18 protein-coding genes and 1 pseudogene are annotated in these 17,486 nt (G+C 31.6%); 13 read left to right on the top strand and 6 right to left on the bottom strand.

Going from position 1 to position 17,486, the window contains the following annotated elements:
- On the bottom strand, nt 1–1,582 hold a 1,582-nt coding region (locus tag FM121_RS09280; RefSeq protein ID WP_256958443.1), incomplete at its 3' end, for an Ig-like domain-containing protein.
- 1,122 nt (nt 1,583–2,704) lie between these two features.
- Between FM121_RS09280 and relB the strand changes: the two genes are divergently transcribed.
- The 3 genes and pseudogenes from relB to FM121_RS09295 all read left to right on the top strand — a co-directional run bounded on the left by relB (nt 2,705) and on the right by FM121_RS09295 (nt 3,753).
- Nucleotides 2,705–2,926, top strand: a complete 222-nt coding sequence (gene relB, locus FM121_RS09285; protein WP_086951887.1) for a type II toxin-antitoxin system RelB family antitoxin — start codon at nt 2,705–2,707, stop codon at nt 2,924–2,926.
- Nucleotides 2,923–3,197, top strand: a pseudogene (locus FM121_RS09290) (type II toxin-antitoxin system RelE family toxin). The gene relB and the pseudogene FM121_RS09290 overlap by 4 nt, the downstream one beginning before the upstream one ends.
- A 115-nt stretch (nt 3,198–3,312) precedes the next feature.
- Nucleotides 3,313–3,753, top strand: a complete 441-nt coding sequence (locus tag FM121_RS09295) for a hypothetical protein (RefSeq protein WP_086951889.1) — start codon at nt 3,313–3,315, stop codon at nt 3,751–3,753.
- Nucleotides 3,754–4,439: 686 nt separating this feature from the next.
- On the opposite strand, the gene FM121_RS09300 is transcribed toward FM121_RS09295, so the two are convergent.
- Nucleotides 4,440–4,667: a hypothetical protein gene (locus tag FM121_RS09300; protein ID WP_086951890.1), complete on the bottom strand. Its 228-nt coding sequence runs from the start codon at nt 4,665–4,667 to the stop codon at nt 4,440–4,442.
- Nucleotides 4,668–5,666: 999 nt separating this feature from the next.
- Between FM121_RS09300 and FM121_RS09305 the strand changes: the two genes are divergently transcribed.
- A complete protein-coding gene (locus FM121_RS09305; RefSeq protein ID WP_086951891.1) occupies nt 5,667–6,035 on the top strand; it encodes an MmcQ/YjbR family DNA-binding protein in 369 nt (122 codons plus the stop codon).
- 85 nt (nt 6,036–6,120) lie between these two features.
- Here the strand turns inward: FM121_RS09305 and FM121_RS09310 are convergent, their stop codons facing one another.
- Together FM121_RS09310 and FM121_RS09315 are read right to left on the bottom strand one after the other, a co-directional pair.
- Complete coding sequence (locus FM121_RS09310; RefSeq protein WP_086951892.1) at nt 6,121–6,612, bottom strand: AraC family transcriptional regulator; 492 nt, start codon at nt 6,610–6,612, stop codon at nt 6,121–6,123.
- Between the two features lie 31 nt (nt 6,613–6,643).
- The gene (locus FM121_RS09315; RefSeq protein ID WP_086951893.1) at nt 6,644–7,030 is read right to left on the bottom strand and encodes an AraC family transcriptional regulator; all 387 of its coding nucleotides are present in this window, start codon (nt 7,028–7,030) and stop codon (nt 6,644–6,646) included.
- Between the two features lie 351 nt (nt 7,031–7,381).
- Here FM121_RS09315 and rpsF point away from each other — a divergent pair, with 351 nt between their 5' ends.
- From rpsF to FM121_RS09355, 8 genes are all read left to right on the top strand, one after another.
- Nucleotides 7,382–7,681: a 30S ribosomal protein S6 gene (gene rpsF / locus FM121_RS09320; RefSeq protein WP_086951894.1), complete on the top strand. Its 300-nt coding sequence runs from the start codon at nt 7,382–7,384 to the stop codon at nt 7,679–7,681.
- 46 nt (nt 7,682–7,727) lie between these two features.
- Nucleotides 7,728–8,258, top strand: a complete 531-nt coding sequence (gene ssb / locus FM121_RS09325) for a single-stranded DNA-binding protein (RefSeq protein ID WP_086951895.1) — start codon at nt 7,728–7,730, stop codon at nt 8,256–8,258.
- Between the two features lie 23 nt (nt 8,259–8,281).
- A complete protein-coding gene (gene rpsR / locus FM121_RS09330) occupies nt 8,282–8,524 on the top strand; it encodes a 30S ribosomal protein S18 (RefSeq protein WP_086951896.1) in 243 nt (80 codons plus the stop codon).
- Between the two features lie 144 nt (nt 8,525–8,668).
- Entirely contained in the window at nt 8,669–9,121 is a 453-nt protein-coding gene (rplI, locus tag FM121_RS09335; protein ID WP_086951897.1) for a 50S ribosomal protein L9, read from the top strand.
- Nucleotides 9,122–9,146: 25 nt separating this feature from the next.
- Entirely contained in the window at nt 9,147–10,508 is a 1,362-nt protein-coding gene (dnaB, locus tag FM121_RS09340) for a replicative DNA helicase (protein ID WP_086951898.1), read from the top strand.
- Between the two features lie 119 nt (nt 10,509–10,627).
- Nucleotides 10,628–11,920 (top strand): adenylosuccinate synthase, encoded by a 1,293-nt coding sequence (locus FM121_RS09345; protein WP_086951899.1) that lies wholly within the window; start codon nt 10,628–10,630, stop codon nt 11,918–11,920.
- A gap of 80 nt (nt 11,921–12,000) precedes the next feature.
- Complete coding sequence (locus FM121_RS09350; RefSeq protein WP_086951900.1) at nt 12,001–12,873, top strand: DegV family protein; 873 nt, start codon at nt 12,001–12,003, stop codon at nt 12,871–12,873.
- Between the two features lie 192 nt (nt 12,874–13,065).
- Nucleotides 13,066–13,785, top strand: coding sequence for a C39 family peptidase (locus tag FM121_RS09355; RefSeq protein ID WP_086951901.1), 720 nt, complete (start codon nt 13,066–13,068; stop codon nt 13,783–13,785).
- A 249-nt stretch (nt 13,786–14,034) separates the two neighbouring features.
- On the opposite strand, the gene FM121_RS09360 is transcribed toward FM121_RS09355, so the two are convergent.
- A complete protein-coding gene (locus FM121_RS09360; protein ID WP_086951902.1) occupies nt 14,035–15,654 on the bottom strand; it encodes an ABC-F family ATP-binding cassette domain-containing protein in 1,620 nt (539 codons plus the stop codon).
- Nucleotides 15,655–15,776: 122 nt separating this feature from the next.
- On the opposite strand from FM121_RS09360, the gene FM121_RS09365 reads away from it, so the two are divergent.
- On the top strand, nt 15,777–16,460 hold the full coding sequence (locus FM121_RS09365) for a hypothetical protein (protein ID WP_086951903.1): 684 nt from the start codon (nt 15,777–15,779) through the stop codon (nt 16,458–16,460).
- Nucleotides 16,461–16,493: 33 nt separating this feature from the next.
- Here the strand turns inward: FM121_RS09365 and FM121_RS09370 are convergent, their stop codons facing one another.
- Nucleotides 16,494–17,480 carry a polyprenyl synthetase family protein gene (locus FM121_RS09370; protein WP_086951904.1) on the bottom strand — a complete coding sequence of 329 codons (987 nt, stop codon included), beginning with the start codon at nt 17,478–17,480 and terminating at the stop codon, nt 16,494–16,496.
- Between the last annotated feature and the right edge of the window lie 6 nt (nt 17,481–17,486).

Genomic DNA, 17,486 nt, shown 5'->3' on the forward strand with positions numbered 1-17,486 from the left:
TTGTTTGTAGAACTTTGCCTGCTTCATCTTTTAACTCAAAGTTAAATGCGCCAGCTGTTAATTCTTTACCTGTTAGAACTTTATTAACGTTTAAGACAATATTAGTCGGTTTAATTTCTTTCTTTTTATTAATAATTTCTTTAAATACTTCTTTATTATTATTAAAATCATCTGGAGAGACTTTTATATCTTCTTTAGATAATTCATATCCATCAGGTGCCTTTATTTCTCTAATTGTATAGTTATCTCTTAACAGACCTGACACACTAGCATTTCCAAGGTTATCAGTCGTAATTTTACCAACTACCTCCCCTGTTTTGTCACGAATAATTTCAAATTCGGCTCCTAATAAATTATTTCCACTAGGGTCTTTTTTATGAATTTTAATGGTTAAATTATATCCTTCAGCTTCACCACCGCCTTCTTGGAAAGGCGTTTCAATAGTAGTTTCTGTAACAATTTCATCGTTTGAAATTAACATAGCAGTGTTATTTATCTTTTCGCCATCTACAGGTTTATAATTCATCTTAGCATTATAATAGACTGAAAAATGATCCTGCTCCGTAATGTTACCAAAATCAATTGAGAATGATCTGTTATCTTCAGAAAGATTAATATTCAAAGTAGAAGTTATATCAACTTGATTAACTAATTCCCAATCAGTATTATCACTATTTCTTTTCCACTCCCCTTTATAAACTTTAAACGATCCCGGTACATAAGCAACTGCCGGGCTTTTCAGCGAATCTTTTAAAACAGCATTTGGATAACTCTTTTTACTTCTATTTACTGCAAGATAATATTGAAGTTGTTGATCCTCCCCTTCGATAAACCAACCGGCTTTAGATAAAGGATGCGTATCATTGCCAACACCTTCAAATTCAATTTCAATAGGAAATGTTTCACCATCAATATCAATTTCAGTTGTAATAGTTTGCTCTTCCTTAACTACCGAAGTATCTATCCCAGCATAAAAATAAAAAGAACCCTTAACATCAGAATGTGACTCTGCGTAACTCGTATAGGTTAAAACAATTTGTTTTGTAAGAGGCGATATAGTAGCATTGGCAACTATATTTCCACTGACATCTTTTACCTCAAAATCTGTTATATTACCAAATTTCAATTGAGTAGGTAAAGTAATTGTTGTTATATCTCCAGCAGATATCTGCCCATTTGGTAATGAAAAATTCCCATTAATTCTAAAATTTTCCCATTGACTTACAGCTTGAGATAAAGGGTTTCCATTTTTATCTGTAATTGTTATATTAGTAATTACATTATTAGGAGCCCTTGTTTGTTGATCTGTTCTTTCAATCATTTCTGACTTTTGTTTCTTGTCTGTTTCAGTATCGACCATAGTTTCTGAGTCTGTAGTACTTATTGTTTCAGAATTAGTAGTCTCTATGTCTAAAGATTCCTGATTCTGATTATCTTTAATAACCTCTTTTTCTACATTCTCTATTACTTGTTGATTAGCAATATAATTTTCTGTGTTTTCTGCTATTGCAGCCAAGGGACTTACTAATAAAGAGCTAAGTATAACAAATAGACTAAACCACGTAGATATTTTTTTTTTCATATTAACATTTCCTTTCTATTAAAATTTGATTGATATGTATACTTTTATTATACCTTATAAATTGTTTTTTTTGTTAAATGACTATAAAGTTTTTTTGTTTCTTTTTTTTTATACAAAATAAATGGTGAGAGTAGCAATATATTCCAAGTTATTGAACTAATTGATTAACTTAATCATATATTAGATTGAACTATCTATTTCGAAAGGTTAACAATCCATAATATTTTGCAAATCAAATGAAATATTAATTAAAAAAGTTTTTATTAAGCTTCAAGTTAACTATTTTTCAAAGAAAATAAAAAAGCCTCTAGCTAAAAAACTAGAGGTAAAAAGGAGTTGTTTATTTACTTTGGAGGAGTAAATAAAATGAAAAAATTTATTGTTAGGGTTGTTTTGTAAGTATGCTATATATAATAGTCTTAAAGTGTGAATAAATTGCAATGAATCGTGTTTCTTTTCTGTGAAAGCCACATCAACAATATCTCAGTTGTTAAATCCAGATTGTCTTAAAATGCCTTCAAGCCTCATGCTTGCTTTTTTCATGATGTGATTAGAGCCTCACTGACATAACCATGATTCCAGAATTTTTCTCCAACCTTCTTGCTAACTTTCTTCTTCGGCTGCTTGATATTCTTTTGTCACGTCAATTGCGGCATGAGATGCCCAAGTTAAATATTTAGCGGTCGTTTCAGAGTTCGTCCAAGTATAAAGACTTCCTCGGCGTCGGCTACAGTCATTTTTCTTAATGTTAATATGATAACTGTTTTAAAATATATTTTTTTTAGTTTAGGTGGATTTATAGTAGTAGGCGCTTTAATTGCAGAATATTCATCCGATTTTTTTTCAAATATGATAAAAAATAAAAAAAATTACAGTTTATCGTATACAACACAAATAAAAATTTTTTTGAGAGATTTAACAAAAAAGAATAAGTAACAATTATTAATCAATGAACTTAAAATTATTCTATAACTCTTAATATCAGAAACTCTAATTAATTTAATAACTCATAAAGCTACTTACTATAATGGCTTTTATTTTAATCAATCAAATAATTGAAAAATGCACACATTTGTTGTACGATTAATGTGTAGAACAAATGTATACAGGAGATGCATACGTATGAGTACAGTAACATTTAGAGTAACAGACGATGAAAAATCATTTATTCAATCAATGGCTGATTTAAATGGTTTAAGTTTATCAGAACTAGCTAGAACAAAATTACTAGAAAGTTTAGAAAATCAAATTGATATGGTTCTTTACGATAAAGCGATGAAAGCACACCAATTAAATGATGAAAGTGTTTCTCATCACGATATGCTTAAAGAATTAGGTTTATGAGTAATAGAGGATATTCAGTTAGATATGAGAAAAATGCTCAAAAAGCATTAAAAAAATGGATAAACATCAAGCTAGACTAATTTTATCTTGGATTTCTAAGAATTTAGAAGGAAATGAATTTCCACGCAGTCACGGAAAAGGATTAGTAGGTAACCAAAGTGGACAATGGCGTTACAGAATTGGTGATTATAGATTAATTGCTAACATTGATGATGAAACTATAACTATTTTGATTTTAGAGATAGGACATCGTCGAGACATCTACCAATAAGTCATAAAGGCTCTCATATTCGTTATGAGAGCCTTTTTAACTTAGTCTCATCACCAGTTATCTAAACTAAATAAAATATGATAAAATTAATTAACTTTAAAAAGGTGGGGTTTGTATGAAAAAGTCTATTATTTTCTTAGCATTATTAAATTTCAATTTATCTTTATTCGGATGTAATTCTAATAATAAGCAAGCTATCGATAATAGCATATCAACGAGCGCTTCTTCTTCTGAAGTTAAGAAAGAAAAACTATCTAAAGAGTATATAACTGGCAAATGGACTTCCACAGAAGAGGATTGGCCTATAGAAATAGAAATTTATAAGAACAATGATACTGAGCAATTACAACTTGATATTACAGCTCCTCAAGATTCGGTGGGAACATATACAACTGCAAGTGGCTACAGTTCTTATTCAAATCCTGATAATTCTATACGATATAAATTTTCTCTTGATTTAGATAATCAATTAATAATGACAAAAACATTTCCAAATATGAAATCTAATGAGGTGGGTGCAGTTCGAGGGTGGCTTTTACAAAAAGTTGAAGACTAATTAAACTCACATACTCACAGTAGTTAACCAACTCCGTATAACTGCGAATATGTTATTTGTCAGATATTCCTAAAACAAATTTAAAGTTATTTCGTCCTTTTTTTCGAACTTCATAGTTGGAAGATTCTATCTCAGTACTAACACCAAGTCCAAATTTATTATTATCAAAGTCTAAACCTATTTCTGTAAAAGTGTTATTTGCATTTATGATAGACCACCCTTTCTATTAATTAATATTAACATCTTTGTAACTCGTTATAATGTTAAATTATGTTAACTAAGGGGGAAATAACGTTAAAATATGAAATTTTAGAAACCTGACATACCTGCAATGATTATAAAAGTAGTCCATAAAAATCCTAATACTAATAAAATACATAAAACAACACTTAAAACAGCTACTAGCAAATTATAGTCTCCACTTTTTTTGTAAATATTAAAATTAAAAAAATTATCTTAATTAACCAAATAGCATACGTTAAAACAACTCCAATCCAATACCAAATCATACTTTTTCCCCAATATGGCGTTATCTGAAATAGCATACTCATTGGAAAATAGCTATTGCACATACAAGTGATAAAACAATATAAAATTGATTTGTTTTTATTAGATTCATCTTTACCTCCATACTGTTTTGTCTTATTTAGTTTAACAAAAAAAGAGGGTTAATAAATCATTAACTACTATTTATTATCTTTTTTATGAACATTGTTCAAATTAGGATTGTTTGGATTTTTATCCATGTAATTAGAATTATCTGTATCCTTAATTCCAATATTCGCTTTATTAATACCAACCATTCCTGTATTTACAATGGAATTTGAGCCTTTTAAAGGGTCTTTTCCTTTTGCACGCAACTTATCATTTTTGATACGGATTTTTTCTGATTTCAAAAGCTTTTTTTCTGACATAAAAATTCCCCCATTGCTTTTTATTTATTGTACCATATGACAAAAATAAACTTGGTATAATCGCGGTTTATGTTAACCAATAGAATTTAACATTACCTAGTAACATTAAACCCATCCAATACTTTTGATTGATAAATAAAGTCATGCTACATTTGAGTAACAAAGAAGAAGTTCAAGTAAAGATCAAAGACCCCAAAGCGTGCCGGCCCTGGGGGGCTTATTTTACGTTCAATTAAGACTAATGAGTGGGCTTAATTTGATGAAGTAATGTGACGTCACTTCACTCACAACAATAAGAATGAAATTCAAAAGAAAGACCTCCCTTCATGCTAGAGAGAATGGGGAGACAGCGTTAGTATTACATCAAATACAAACAAATTCTCTTTAAAAAATTATTAATCCATTTACTCGCCATACCATTCTTTTTTGAGTATCCATATTCGTTTCAAAATCATTAAAAGTATTAACAAATTAACTAAATATATCAAAAAAGTGGTGTATAATCAGTTAAAAAGGAAGAAATTCGGATGAACGAAAAGAATATTTTAACAATGAAGAAATCCCCACATTAACTGAATGGAAAAATGTCTCGAAGAAGAGAAGTAAGGGGATATTTTCGAGGATGTTTAAAAAATTCTGGGAGTAGGAGTAACTTTTATTTAACATTCAAGGTGGACAATATAAAAAAAAGCCTCTAGCACGATACTAGAGGCAAAAAAGGAGTTGTTTATTTACTTTGGAGGAGTAAATAAAATGAAAAAGTTTATTTGTTAGGGTTGTTTTGTTGGTATATTTATATATTAGTCTTAAAATGTGAAGTTTGTTTGAATGAGGTAATGATTATTTATGAAAAAATAGTTAATAATAAATGAAAGCTGTTTTAACTATTAGTTATCAGGTCATCAGAAAATAATATTGTGTCTACATTTAAAGAATAGTAAAGTGAACTTTAAATACGTACATCTATAAATAATGAAATAATTTATTGGAGGAAATGAAATGGTAAAAATAAGAGAAGACATCATTAAATACATCGAAAATCAATATAATGTTTCACCAGAGTACACATTTACTAAATTTCCTAATTATTGTATTTTTAGACATAAAGAAAATCGTAAATGGTTTGGGATTATCATGAACACACCGAGAGAAAAAATATATGGTGAAGGTAAAGAAGAAATCGACATTATCGATTTAAAAATTGAGCCCGAATTAATAACGATATTAAAAGGAAAAAAAGAATATTTTTCTGCCTATCATATGAATAAAGAACATTGGATATCAGTAGATCTTTCAAAAATTAATAATGATAATATGAATGAAGTGAAACATTTAATCGATGATAGCTTTAATTTAACTAAAAAATAGAATCATGGGATTAGTATGCTTAGCTTAAAAAGCTCTCAGAAAAATTTGTTCTGAGAGCTTTTTATATCTCCATTGTTTTAACAATTTAATTAATTGGAATGTATATATTTGTTAAGCTTTTATCTTTAAAATTTTTAGGTGGTTCTGTTACATATAATTCAAATGGAACGGCGTCTCTAGCTTGGCTATCATCTTTAAATAACCATTCTTGATACATGTACTGCCAAGCACTTCCATACTCTTTTGCCGAAATTTCAAAATGACCTACTCCAAATTTACCTGAAATACTAGAAATACAGATATTTCCACTTTCGGTGACATTAATATTATTTGGAATTGTCATAGCAACACTTGTCCTTAAATTTTTATCTTCTGTGATATAAGGATTATCATCATAAATTGTTAAAACTTTGGTTAGCTCAGAATTGACTAAGTAATTATTTGTTGCAAATTCAAATAACTCATTAAATAATTTACGGCTATTTTTTCTGAACTCTGCTTGACTTCCTCTAAAACGAATATAAATAATTTTTTGATCTTCCAACTGCTCAGTAGTAATATTAATAGGTTTAATCATATAAATCCCTCCATGTCTTAAGATGATTTTATTATGTCATATATTTTTTTGAGACTCTTGTCGTTTCTTGCTCTTTTCGATATGCGGAAGGACTCACTCCAAAATGATTTTTAAAAGCTTTACTAAAAGTACTGGAGTCATTGTAGCCATAACTTAAAGCTATATCTGTCAATGATAAAGATTGGTTCACAGACAGAAAGATAGCAGCTCTTTCTAATTTAAACCGAGTTATAAATTGTTTTAAAGTTTCATTAGAGTATTGTTTAAAAATTCTATGAAAATGATATTCAGAAAAATTAGCATTATCTGCTAATTCTTTTAAAGAAATGGGAGTGGATAAATGTTGTTCTATGTAATCTTCAGATTGATTAATAAGGCGAATGTAACGTTGCTGTTGCTCCCTCTTTTTATTATCCATAAGAAACTCCTTTTTATTAGTTATTAATATTATATCAATTAAGTATTGAGTTAGTTAACATAATTCATAATTATAATAAAATGAATTATAGGTAGGATGGCAATCTATTTTAAATGGTTTTTGGCTTATTTTATCAAATTCAGTTTTTTATTAAGATTATAAATTAAACATGAAATATTTACGTATATTAAGAATATCCAGTTAAAAAAATAAATCAAATGAGATAAATAAAAATCATTGATATTAGTTGTCAAGTGTAGTAAAATATTGAAATGTGAGTAAATAGAAATGTTTACTCTCCTTGTTCCTATTAAATTAGGAACCTTTAGTCCATAAGGAGGTGAAAAATCAATGAATCAAGCTACAAACTACGAAATTATGTACATAATTCGTCCAAACATTGATGAAGAAGAAAAAACTGCTCTTGTAAATCGTTTCGATTCAATCTTAAAAGATAACGGTGCAGAGGTATTGGAATCTAAGTTATGGGGCAAACGCCGCTTAGCATACGACATCCAAGATTTCCATGAAGGAATCTATCATATCGTTAAAGTTTCAGCAACTGATGTTGTAGGAATTAACGAATTTGACCGTTTAGCTAAAATCAATGCTGACATTATCCGTCACATGGTTGTTAAAGAAGAAAATTAATTAAATGTTTCACGTGAAACATTAAAAAACGAGAGGAGATCGACAAATGATTAACAACGTTGTACTAGTAGGAAGACTTACTCGTGACCCAGAATTGAGATTTACTTCAAATGGATCAGCTGTAGCAACTTTTAACTTAGCTGTCAATCGTAACTTTACAAATCAAAGTGGCGATAGAGAAGCTGATTTTGTTAATTGTGTTATTTGGAGAAAACCAGCAGAAACACTAGCAAATTACGCTAAAAAGGGTACTTTACTAGGTGTGGTTGGACGTATTCAAACACGTAATTATGAAAATCAACAAGGTCAAAAAGTATATGTTACAGAAGTAGTATGTGATAATTTCCAATTATTAGAATCACGTAATGTATCTGAACAAAGACAACAGCAACAACCTGGTGGCTTTGGTAATCAAGATGCAGGAAATAATTTTAGTAATTTTTCTCAAAATCAAAATAGTCAGTCATTTAGTCAATCTTCAAGTAAAAACGAAATGCCGAATTTTGATCGTGATAATAGTGATCCTTTTGGAAGCTCATCACAAATTGATATTTCGGATGACGATTTACCATTCTAAAATAGAATAGGAGGGGCATAAAAATGGCAGCTCAACAAAGAAGAGGCGGAAAAAAACGTCGTAAAGTATGTTACTTTACAGCTAACCATATCGATAATATCGATTATAAAGATGTTGATTTATTAGCAAGATTTATCTCTGAAAGAGGTAAAATTTTACCACGTCGTGTGACTGGTACTTGTGCTAAACACCAAAGAAAATTAACTATCGCAATTAAACGCGCAAGAATTATGGGTCTATTACCATTCGTTGGTGAAGAACAATAATTTTTAGAGGACATTCATTCTAAATGAATGTCTTTTTTTGTTTCACGTGAAACAATTATATATTTGTTTTATGAAACATTAATATTATGTTAAAATGGTAAGGTACAGACTTAAATTTTAAAGTAGATAAGGAGTGTTTCTTATATGAAAGTTATATTTTTACAAGATGTTAATGGAAAAGGTAAAAAAGGTGAAGTAAAAGATGTGGCTGTAGGGTATGCACAAAATTTTTTATTAAAAAAAGGATTAGCGGTAGAAGCAACAGCACAATCATTAAGTGAGTTAAAAGGTAAAACCAATGCAAAAGAAAAAGAAGATGCAGAAGTATTGGAAGATGCTAAAAAATTAAGAGATGTGATAGAAGCAGAAGAATTTGAAGTGATTATTAAATCAAAAGCAGGTGAAGATAGTCGCTTATTTGGTTCTATTCCTTCAAAACAAATTGCTGAAGCGTTAGAAAAGCAACACGGAATTAAAATCGATAAACGTAAAATGGATTTAAAACAACCTATTAAAGCGTTAGGTTATACGAATGTACCAACTAAGTTACATAAAAAAGTAACTGCAAAATTACGTGTCCATGTTATTACTGAATAAAAAATAAGGGTAGGGGAAAAACAACATGGAACTTATCCAACAAGATAGAATACCACCACAAAGTGTTGAAGCTGAACAGGCTGTACTAGGATCGGTCTTTTTGGATTCTGATTCAATTGTGGAAGCAATGGAATACATCGAAGCTAAAGATTTTTATCGTCGTGGTCATCAAACTATTTTTCAAATTATGATTGATTTAAACAACCGTAATGAAGCAATCGATGCGATTACGGTTAAAGAACAACTTGAACAGAAGAAAATGATTGAAGATATTGGTGGCGTTAGTTACTTATCTGAACTAACACTAAGTGTTCCAACTGCAGCTAATGTTGGTTATTATGCTAAAATTGTAGAACAAAAATCACTATTAAGAAACTTGATACAAACAGCTACTGATATTGTTACTAGTGGTTTTGAACAAGATGAAGATGTAGAAAGTATTTTAGATGATGCGGAGCGAAAGATATTAGAAGTATCAGAAAAAAGAAATCGTAGTGGATTTTTAGCGATTGCCGATGTCCTAGGCGATTCGATTAATCAAATTGAAAAACTATCACAACAAGGTGAAGCAATTACTGGACTTCCAACAGGTTATCATGCATTGGATAAAATGACAGCAGGACTTCAAGCAGAAGAATTAATTATCTTGGCTGCTAGACCGGCTGTAGGTAAGACAGCGTTTGCACTTAATATTGCTCAAAATGTAGGGACTAAGACAGATGAATCCGTTGCTATCTTTAGTTTAGAGATGAGTGCGGAATCTTTAGTTAACCGGATGTTATGTTCGGAAGGTTTAGTAGAAGCGAGTCACTTAAAAACTGGTCAATTATCAGACGAAGAGTGGGACAACATCATTGTCGCAATGGGAAGCCTCTCTAAAGCTAATATATTTATCGATGATACACCAGGTATTAAAATCTCTGAAATCCGTGCTAAGTGTCGTAAATTAGCACAGGAGCAAGGCGATTTAGGTTTAATCCTCATTGATTACTTACAGCTTATTGAGGGAACTGGACGAGAAAATAGACAACAAGAAGTTTCTGAGATTTCAAGACAACTAAAAAAGCTAGCCAAAGAATTACATGTGCCAGTTATTGCTTTGTCTCAACTCTCACGTGGGGTAGAACAACGTCAAGATAAACGACCAGTACTAAGTGATATTCGTGAATCTGGATCAATTGAACAAGATGCGGATATTGTAGCATTTCTTTACCGTGATGATTATTATCGAAGTGAAGATGGTGAAGATGAAGAACCACCAGAAACAAACAACGTGATCGAAGTAATCATTGAAAAAAACCGGAGTGGTGCTCGGGGAACAGTAGAACTTTTATTTATCAAAGAGTACAATAAGTTTTCTTCACTATCTCCAAGAGAAGAGTTCTAATGTTCGGTTTATTTGTCTTTTTGTAAAATTATAAAAAATAACGTTCGATTTTATTGTAATATAAGTTCTGTTTTGCTAGAATAGTTAAGTATTATTGAAAATAAGAATGGAGTGTTTAAATGTCATCAGTTGTAGTAGTAGGAACTCAGTGGGGCGACGAAGGAAAAGGAAAGATTACCGACTTTTTAAGTGAAAATGCTGAAGTCATTGCACGTTATCAAGGTGGAGACAACGCAGGTCACACTATTCAATTTGATGGAACGACATATAAACTGCATTTAATTCCATCAGGTATTTTTTATAAAGAAAAGATCAGTGTGATTGGAAACGGTGTTGTGATTAACCCTAAATCAATTACTAAAGAATTACAATATTTAGCAGATCATAATATCAATACTGAAAACTTAAGAATTTCAGATCGTGCGCATGTCATTTTACCTTACCATATCAAATTGGATCAATTACAAGAAGATGCTAAAGGTGAAAATAAAATTGGGACAACGATTAAAGGAATTGGACCAGCTTACATGGATAAAGCAGCTCGTGTAGGAATTCGTATTGCTGATTTATTAGATAAAGAAATTTTTGCTGAACGTTTAAAAATTAATTTAGAAGAAAAGAACCGTCAATTTGTTAAAATGTTTGACTCAGAAGCTATAGAGTTTGATGATATCTTTGAAGAGTACTACCAATATGGTCAAGAAATCAAAAAATATGTGACAGATACTTCAGTTATCTTGAATGATGCATTAGACGAAGGTCGCCGTGTGTTATTTGAAGGAGCACAAGGGGTTATGCTTGATATTGATCAAGGAACGTATCCATTTGTAACTTCTTCAAATCCAGTTGCCGGTGGTGTGACGATTGGTAGTGGTGTGGGACCATCAAAAATTAACCGTGTCGTGGGTGTCTGTAAAGCTTACACATCACGTGTGGGAGACGGTCCATTCCCAACTGAATTATTTGATGAAACAGGTCAACAAATTCGTGAAGTGGGTCGTGAATATGGCACAACAACAGGCCGTCCACGTCGTGTGGGTTGGTTTGATACTGTTGTGATGCGCCATTCGAAACGTGTGTCAGGTATTACCAATTTATCATTGAATTCAATTGATGTATTATCAGGTTTACCAACTGTAAAAATCTGTACAGCTTATGAATTAGATGGTAAAGAGATTTATCATTACCCAGCAAGTTTAAAAGAATTATCTCGTTGTAAACCAGTCTATGAAGAGTTACCAGGTTGGACAGAAGATATTACAGGTTGTAAAACTTTATCTGACTTACCAGAAAATGCTAGAAATTATGTTCATCGTGTTTCTGAACTAGTAGGTGTTAGAATTTCAACCTTCTCAGTTGGTCCAGATAGAACACAAACGAACGTCTTAGAAAGCGTTTGGGCACAAATTTAATAAACAAAAAAAAGGGGGAGTTAAAAAACTGCTTCTTTTTTTTACTAAAAGGTAGTAAGATGTGTAGAGGAGGTTGTAAAATGACAGAAAAATTTGATTTATTAGTCGATTCGTGTTCTGACTTACCTTTTGATTATCTGGAACAAAATAATGTTCAGTTAGTTAGTATGATTATTAATTTAAATCATAAAGAATATATCGATGATTTAGGGAAAAAATTTGATTATAATTGGTTTATGGAGCAATTAAAAGCAGAAGAAATGCCTAGTACCTCACAAATTAATATTGGAACGTATTCTGAGGCTTTTAGTCACTATGTTAATGCAGACAAACCTTTGTTGTATGTGGCTTTTTCTTCTGAACTAAGTGGCTCACAAAGAAATGCATATTCTGCTTTGCGACTTCTGGAAGAAGATAATGATTCGGTTTCAGTAACGATTGTTGATTCGAAAGCAGCGTCATTAGGAGAAGGTTTGTTAATCAAAGAAGTGATTAAGCAAAGAGATGCAGGCAAGAGCTTGAAAGAAGTACAAGAGTGGCTAGAAAATAATGTGAACCGAGTACACTCATGGGTAACAGTCAATGATTTAAATCACTTAGAACGTGGCGGACGAATTTCTAAAACATCAGCAGCTATTGGAAGCTTAGTAAAAATAAAACCAATTATTAATGTCGACCCTACAGGAAAATTAGTTAATGTAGGTAAAGTAAGAGGTCGAAAAAAATCATTGGAAAAAATTGTCTCAGAGACTAAACGAACGATAATTTCTAGTGAAGATCAGACAATATTAGTTGCTTATGCAGGAGATCTAGAAGCTGGAGAATATACTAAAAAATTAATCGAAGAAACAATACCGGTTAAAGCAGTAGAGATATTACCTATGGGACCAACGATCGCAAGTCATACAGGATATGGAGCAATCGCTATCTTTTCATTTGGAATCGAAAAATAGATTAGTTGTTAATACTAAAAATTGTTTTTCCAATTTTTGGCATTAACAACTTTTTTTATCGTACCATTTATTAATGTTTAAGGAGAGAAAAGAGAGAATCTATTTTATTTGAGAAATATATGGCATAATGTAATGTAGGATATAAATCAAAATAGGAGGTGTGTTTTTCTGAAAGAGAAACATTCTATTTTATTGCTAATAGTTAGTATTTTAGTAGTTATTACATTATTTTTTTCTATTTATATTAATCGTGTATTTGCTAATGAAAGGGCCAGAGAAGCAGAGATTGTTAAAAAGCAAGAGGCTATAAAGCAAGCTGCAAGGGATAAAGAGGCAAAAAAAACGTATGTTGAAAAAATGAATGATCGTATTATGAGTAACGAATTTAAAAATCGAATGCCTATTCCTTTAATTTTACAAACTGATAAGAAATGGAAGAATGAATTTTACGGAGAAGAAGGTAGTGACCCATTAAAGAACACTGTGGAAATTAATGGATGTGCCATTACAACTTTAGCTATGGTAAGTACTTATTTGGACAAAAAAGAAGTAACACCATTAGATGTATTAAAGTGGTCAGGCAATCGGTATTATGATGAAAACGAAGGGACTGTGTGGCAGATATTTAATGATTTTGCTGTGTCTAAAGAGTATGAATTTGAAGACTTGGGTGATCAGCAGGAGTTAGCTAAAAAACATTTAGAGAAAGGTCATCCTATCGTTGTTTCTGTAAAACCAGGGTATTTCACGAAGGTTGGACATATCATGGTAATCTCAGGATATGATAGAAAAACCAATACTTTTTGGTTAAATAATCCAAGCGATACAGATGAAAAAAAACATACAGGTAAAGCCTTTAAAGAAGCAGAAATACAAAATGAAGCTCTTAGGTATTGGGCTATCTATAAATAATTAAAAAGTATGCATGCAAATAAAGACGAGAGTGACTTTTTTAGTCATCCTCGTCTTTGTTTGTATTTTGAATTTAAAAGTTACTTCAGCTGCTTGGAGCTAAGCGTCTTTTTCACCACTCTTATTTAGTCTGGGTTCAAAAGGCAGCTCCTTGAGGTAACTTCAAAAACTAAAATCAATCCGAAAAGCGAGGATTGTTTCTAGTTTCCTCCAGTTACTCAGAGCTAAACGCCTTTTTAACCACTCTTATTAAAAGATTTGTTTCATTTGTTCTTTGACAGTTTCGTTGTCCAAGAATTCATCATAAGTTGTTTCTGCACGATCCACAACCCCTTTATCTGAAACAGCAACGATACGATTAGCTGTTGTTTGGATAAATTGGTGGTCATGAGAAGAGAATAATAATGAACCGTTAAAACCAATTAAGCCATCATTCAAGGCAGTAATTGATTCTAAATCTAAATGGTTGGTAGGGTCATCTAAAACTAAAACGTTGGCTTTAGAAAGCATTAATTTAGATAACATACAACGAACTTTTTCGCCCCCAGAAAGGACATTAACTGATTTAAGAACATCTTCACCAGAGAATAGCATACGACCTAAGAAACTTCTTAAGAAAGTATTATCTGATTCTTCTTTAGAAGCATATTGACGCAACCAGTCAACAATTGGTTGATCTGTATCAAATTCATGAGAGGTATCTTTTGGTAAGTAGGCTTGGCTAGTTGTTACTCCCCAGCGAACTGTTCCAGAATCAGGCTCCATTTCACCCATGATAATTTTGAAAAGGACGGTTGTTGTGATATCGTCTTTGGCGATAAAGGCAGCTTTGTCATCTTTTCTAAGTGTGAAGCTAATATTATCTAGGATTTTTTTGCCGTCAATTGTTTTAGAAATATTCTCAACTTGTAATAAATCATTACCGATTTCACGTTCGGCTTTAAAGCCAACAAATGGGTAACGGCGTGATGATGGTTGAATATCATCTAATTCAATCTTATCCAGCATTTTTTTACGAGATGTTGCTTGTTTAGATTTAGAAGCATTGGCACTAAATCTTGCGATAAAGGCTTGCAATTCTTTTACTTTTTCTTCTTTTTTAGTATTTTGATCTGATTGAAGTCTTGCTGCGAGTTCACTTGATTCTAACCAGAAATCATAGTTACCGACGAATAATTTGATTTTACCAAAATCTAAATCGGCCATGTGCGTACAAACTTTATTTAAGAAATGACGGTCATGGGATACAGTAATAATTGTGTTTTCTGAGTTGATTAAGAATTCTTCTAACCAAGCAATCGACTCACGATCTAAGCCGTTGGTAGGCTCATCTAAAAGTAAAACATCTGGTTGGCCAAATAATGCTTGGGCTAGTAAAACCTTCACTTTTTGACCAGCAGTTAACTCAGCCATTTTTAAGTCATGTAATTCTTCTGGAATGTTTAGTCCTTGAAGCAAACTTGCTGCTTCTGGTTCAGCTTCCCAACCGTTTAAATCGGCAAATTCACCTTCAAGTTCAGCGGCTTTAATGCCATCTTCATCAGTAAAATCAGCTTTCATATAGATAGCATCTTTTTCTTGCATTACTTCATAAAGACGCTTATGTCCCATCATAACAGTGTGTAAGACAGTTTGGTCTTCATAATCGAAGTGGTTTTGTTTTAAGGTTGCTAAACGCTCATCAGGACCTAACGTTACATTTCCTGTTGATGGGTCAATTTCTCCAGATAATATTTTTAAGAAAGTTGATTTTCCAGCACCATTGGCACCAATCAACCCATAACAATTTCCTGGTGTAAATTTAATATCTACATCTTCAAATAATTTTCTATCTGGAAATTGCAGACTAACATTTGATACGGTAATCATGTAATCCCTCACTTTTTCTTTAAACTAATTTATGTGTCCTTTCGATTATATCGGGCTTCTCGTGGGAATGCAAGAAAGTAAAAAAGGATTGTGCTATAATACTCAAAAAAGGAGTCTGATAGATGATTTATCTCATTATTTTTTGTTTAATTGCAACCCCTTGTTATTTTCTTTTTCAAATAAAGCAACAAAAAGAAAAACGAATAAAATATGTCATTTTATTTTCAATTACCCTTCTCCCAAGCTTGATTTTTGTCTCCAATAAAATCGGCCATTATTTTTTCAAAGAGCAATTAACTCGTGATAGTTATGTGTTGTTTGAAGAAAAATTCCATATACCAAAAGATGAAATAATCGTTGTATATGATATGGGGCAGCATTTTGAAGGTGGTCATAATATGTTGATCACGACTAAATTAGATTATAAAAGCTGGCAGGATGAAGTGAGAGAAAGAAACACTATGTTAAATGGTGAAGAGATTGCTGAGGGCAAAATGGAAGACGTGGTTAATAATGTTCAAAATTGTGAGATTACTTATGTGGCTTGGTTTAAATCAGGAACAGATAAAGCTTACTCTTTTCCAATGACAGACATTGATTACTATCAAAAAAAGAGAAAAAGTGAGGGGGTTGACGCTGAAATTACAACGGGTAAAAGTAAGTTTTCAAAAATCATCACGCTATCAAAGGATTTGGAAGAGTCAAAAAAACGAATTGGTGACTACTTCCATTATTTACCACCAGACAGTGACATTGAAAGCATGATTGAGCATAATATTGAATCTGGATATAAGATAGATAACTAAAAAAAGATTGCTCAAGTGAATGGGCAATCTTTTTTAGTTTTTTCTAGTTAAAATATTTTTAGTAATTTCATAGATTGTATCTTTTGTATTCGCTTTGTTGTTAGGGAGAGTTTGGATGAGACGTAAAGCTTCTTCTGTATAGAAATCAGCTAGTTCATACGCTTTTTCAACCCCTTTGAATTGAACAACCCCTTCATGAACTTTAAGGGAATCTTCATCTGTCATCAGTTCTTTTTTAGAGAGTAAAGGCTCAAAAAATTTTTTATTTTCCTTTAACGCACAAATTAAAGGTAAGCTGTAAACCCCTTGTTTAACATCTTCTAACACAGGTTTTCCGATACTAACTTCATCTTGTGAGTAGTCTAAAATATCATCTACAATTTGGAATGCTAAGCCAATCGATTTTCCAATCTCACGACAATCAGCAGCCACTCTTTTAGAACCGCCATTTTCAAAATACCCAAGAAAGCAACTTAAAGCGAACAATTCAGCTGTCTTTCCAGAAATGTTTTGAATATATTCATCAACAGTAATATCCATATGGTATCGGGTATCCATTTGACCGAGTTCGCCTAGAAGAACTTTTTCCATACTAGCAGTGTTTAATTTAATACTTCTAAAAGAATCTGTGTATTGAACAAGTAATTTGAAACAGACAATAAATAAATAATCTCCAGAATAAACAGCAACATCTTTATCAAATTTTGTTTGAAGAGTTGTAACACCCCGTCTTACATCTGCTTCATCGATAATATCATCATGAATGAGTGTTGCGGTATGTAATGTTTCCATGGCAGCTGCTAGAGCGATACTTTTTTTAGAATCAGGCTGTTTTCCCAATTTTGAAAAAAGTAAAAGATAAGCAGGGCGAAGCAATTTACCACCTGAGTGAAACATTTCGATGATGGTGTTTTCTATCTCTTTATTTGGTAAAGAGATAGAGGAAGACATCAAATCTAGAGTTTTTTGTAACTCCTTTTTTAGTTTTGGGTAATCATTCCACATGACATGAATTTCCATAGATAG

The sequence above is a fragment of the Vagococcus fluvialis bH819 genome (assembly GCF_900163795.1).
Taxonomy (GTDB): domain Bacteria; phylum Bacillota; class Bacilli; order Lactobacillales; family Vagococcaceae; genus Vagococcus; species Vagococcus fluvialis_A.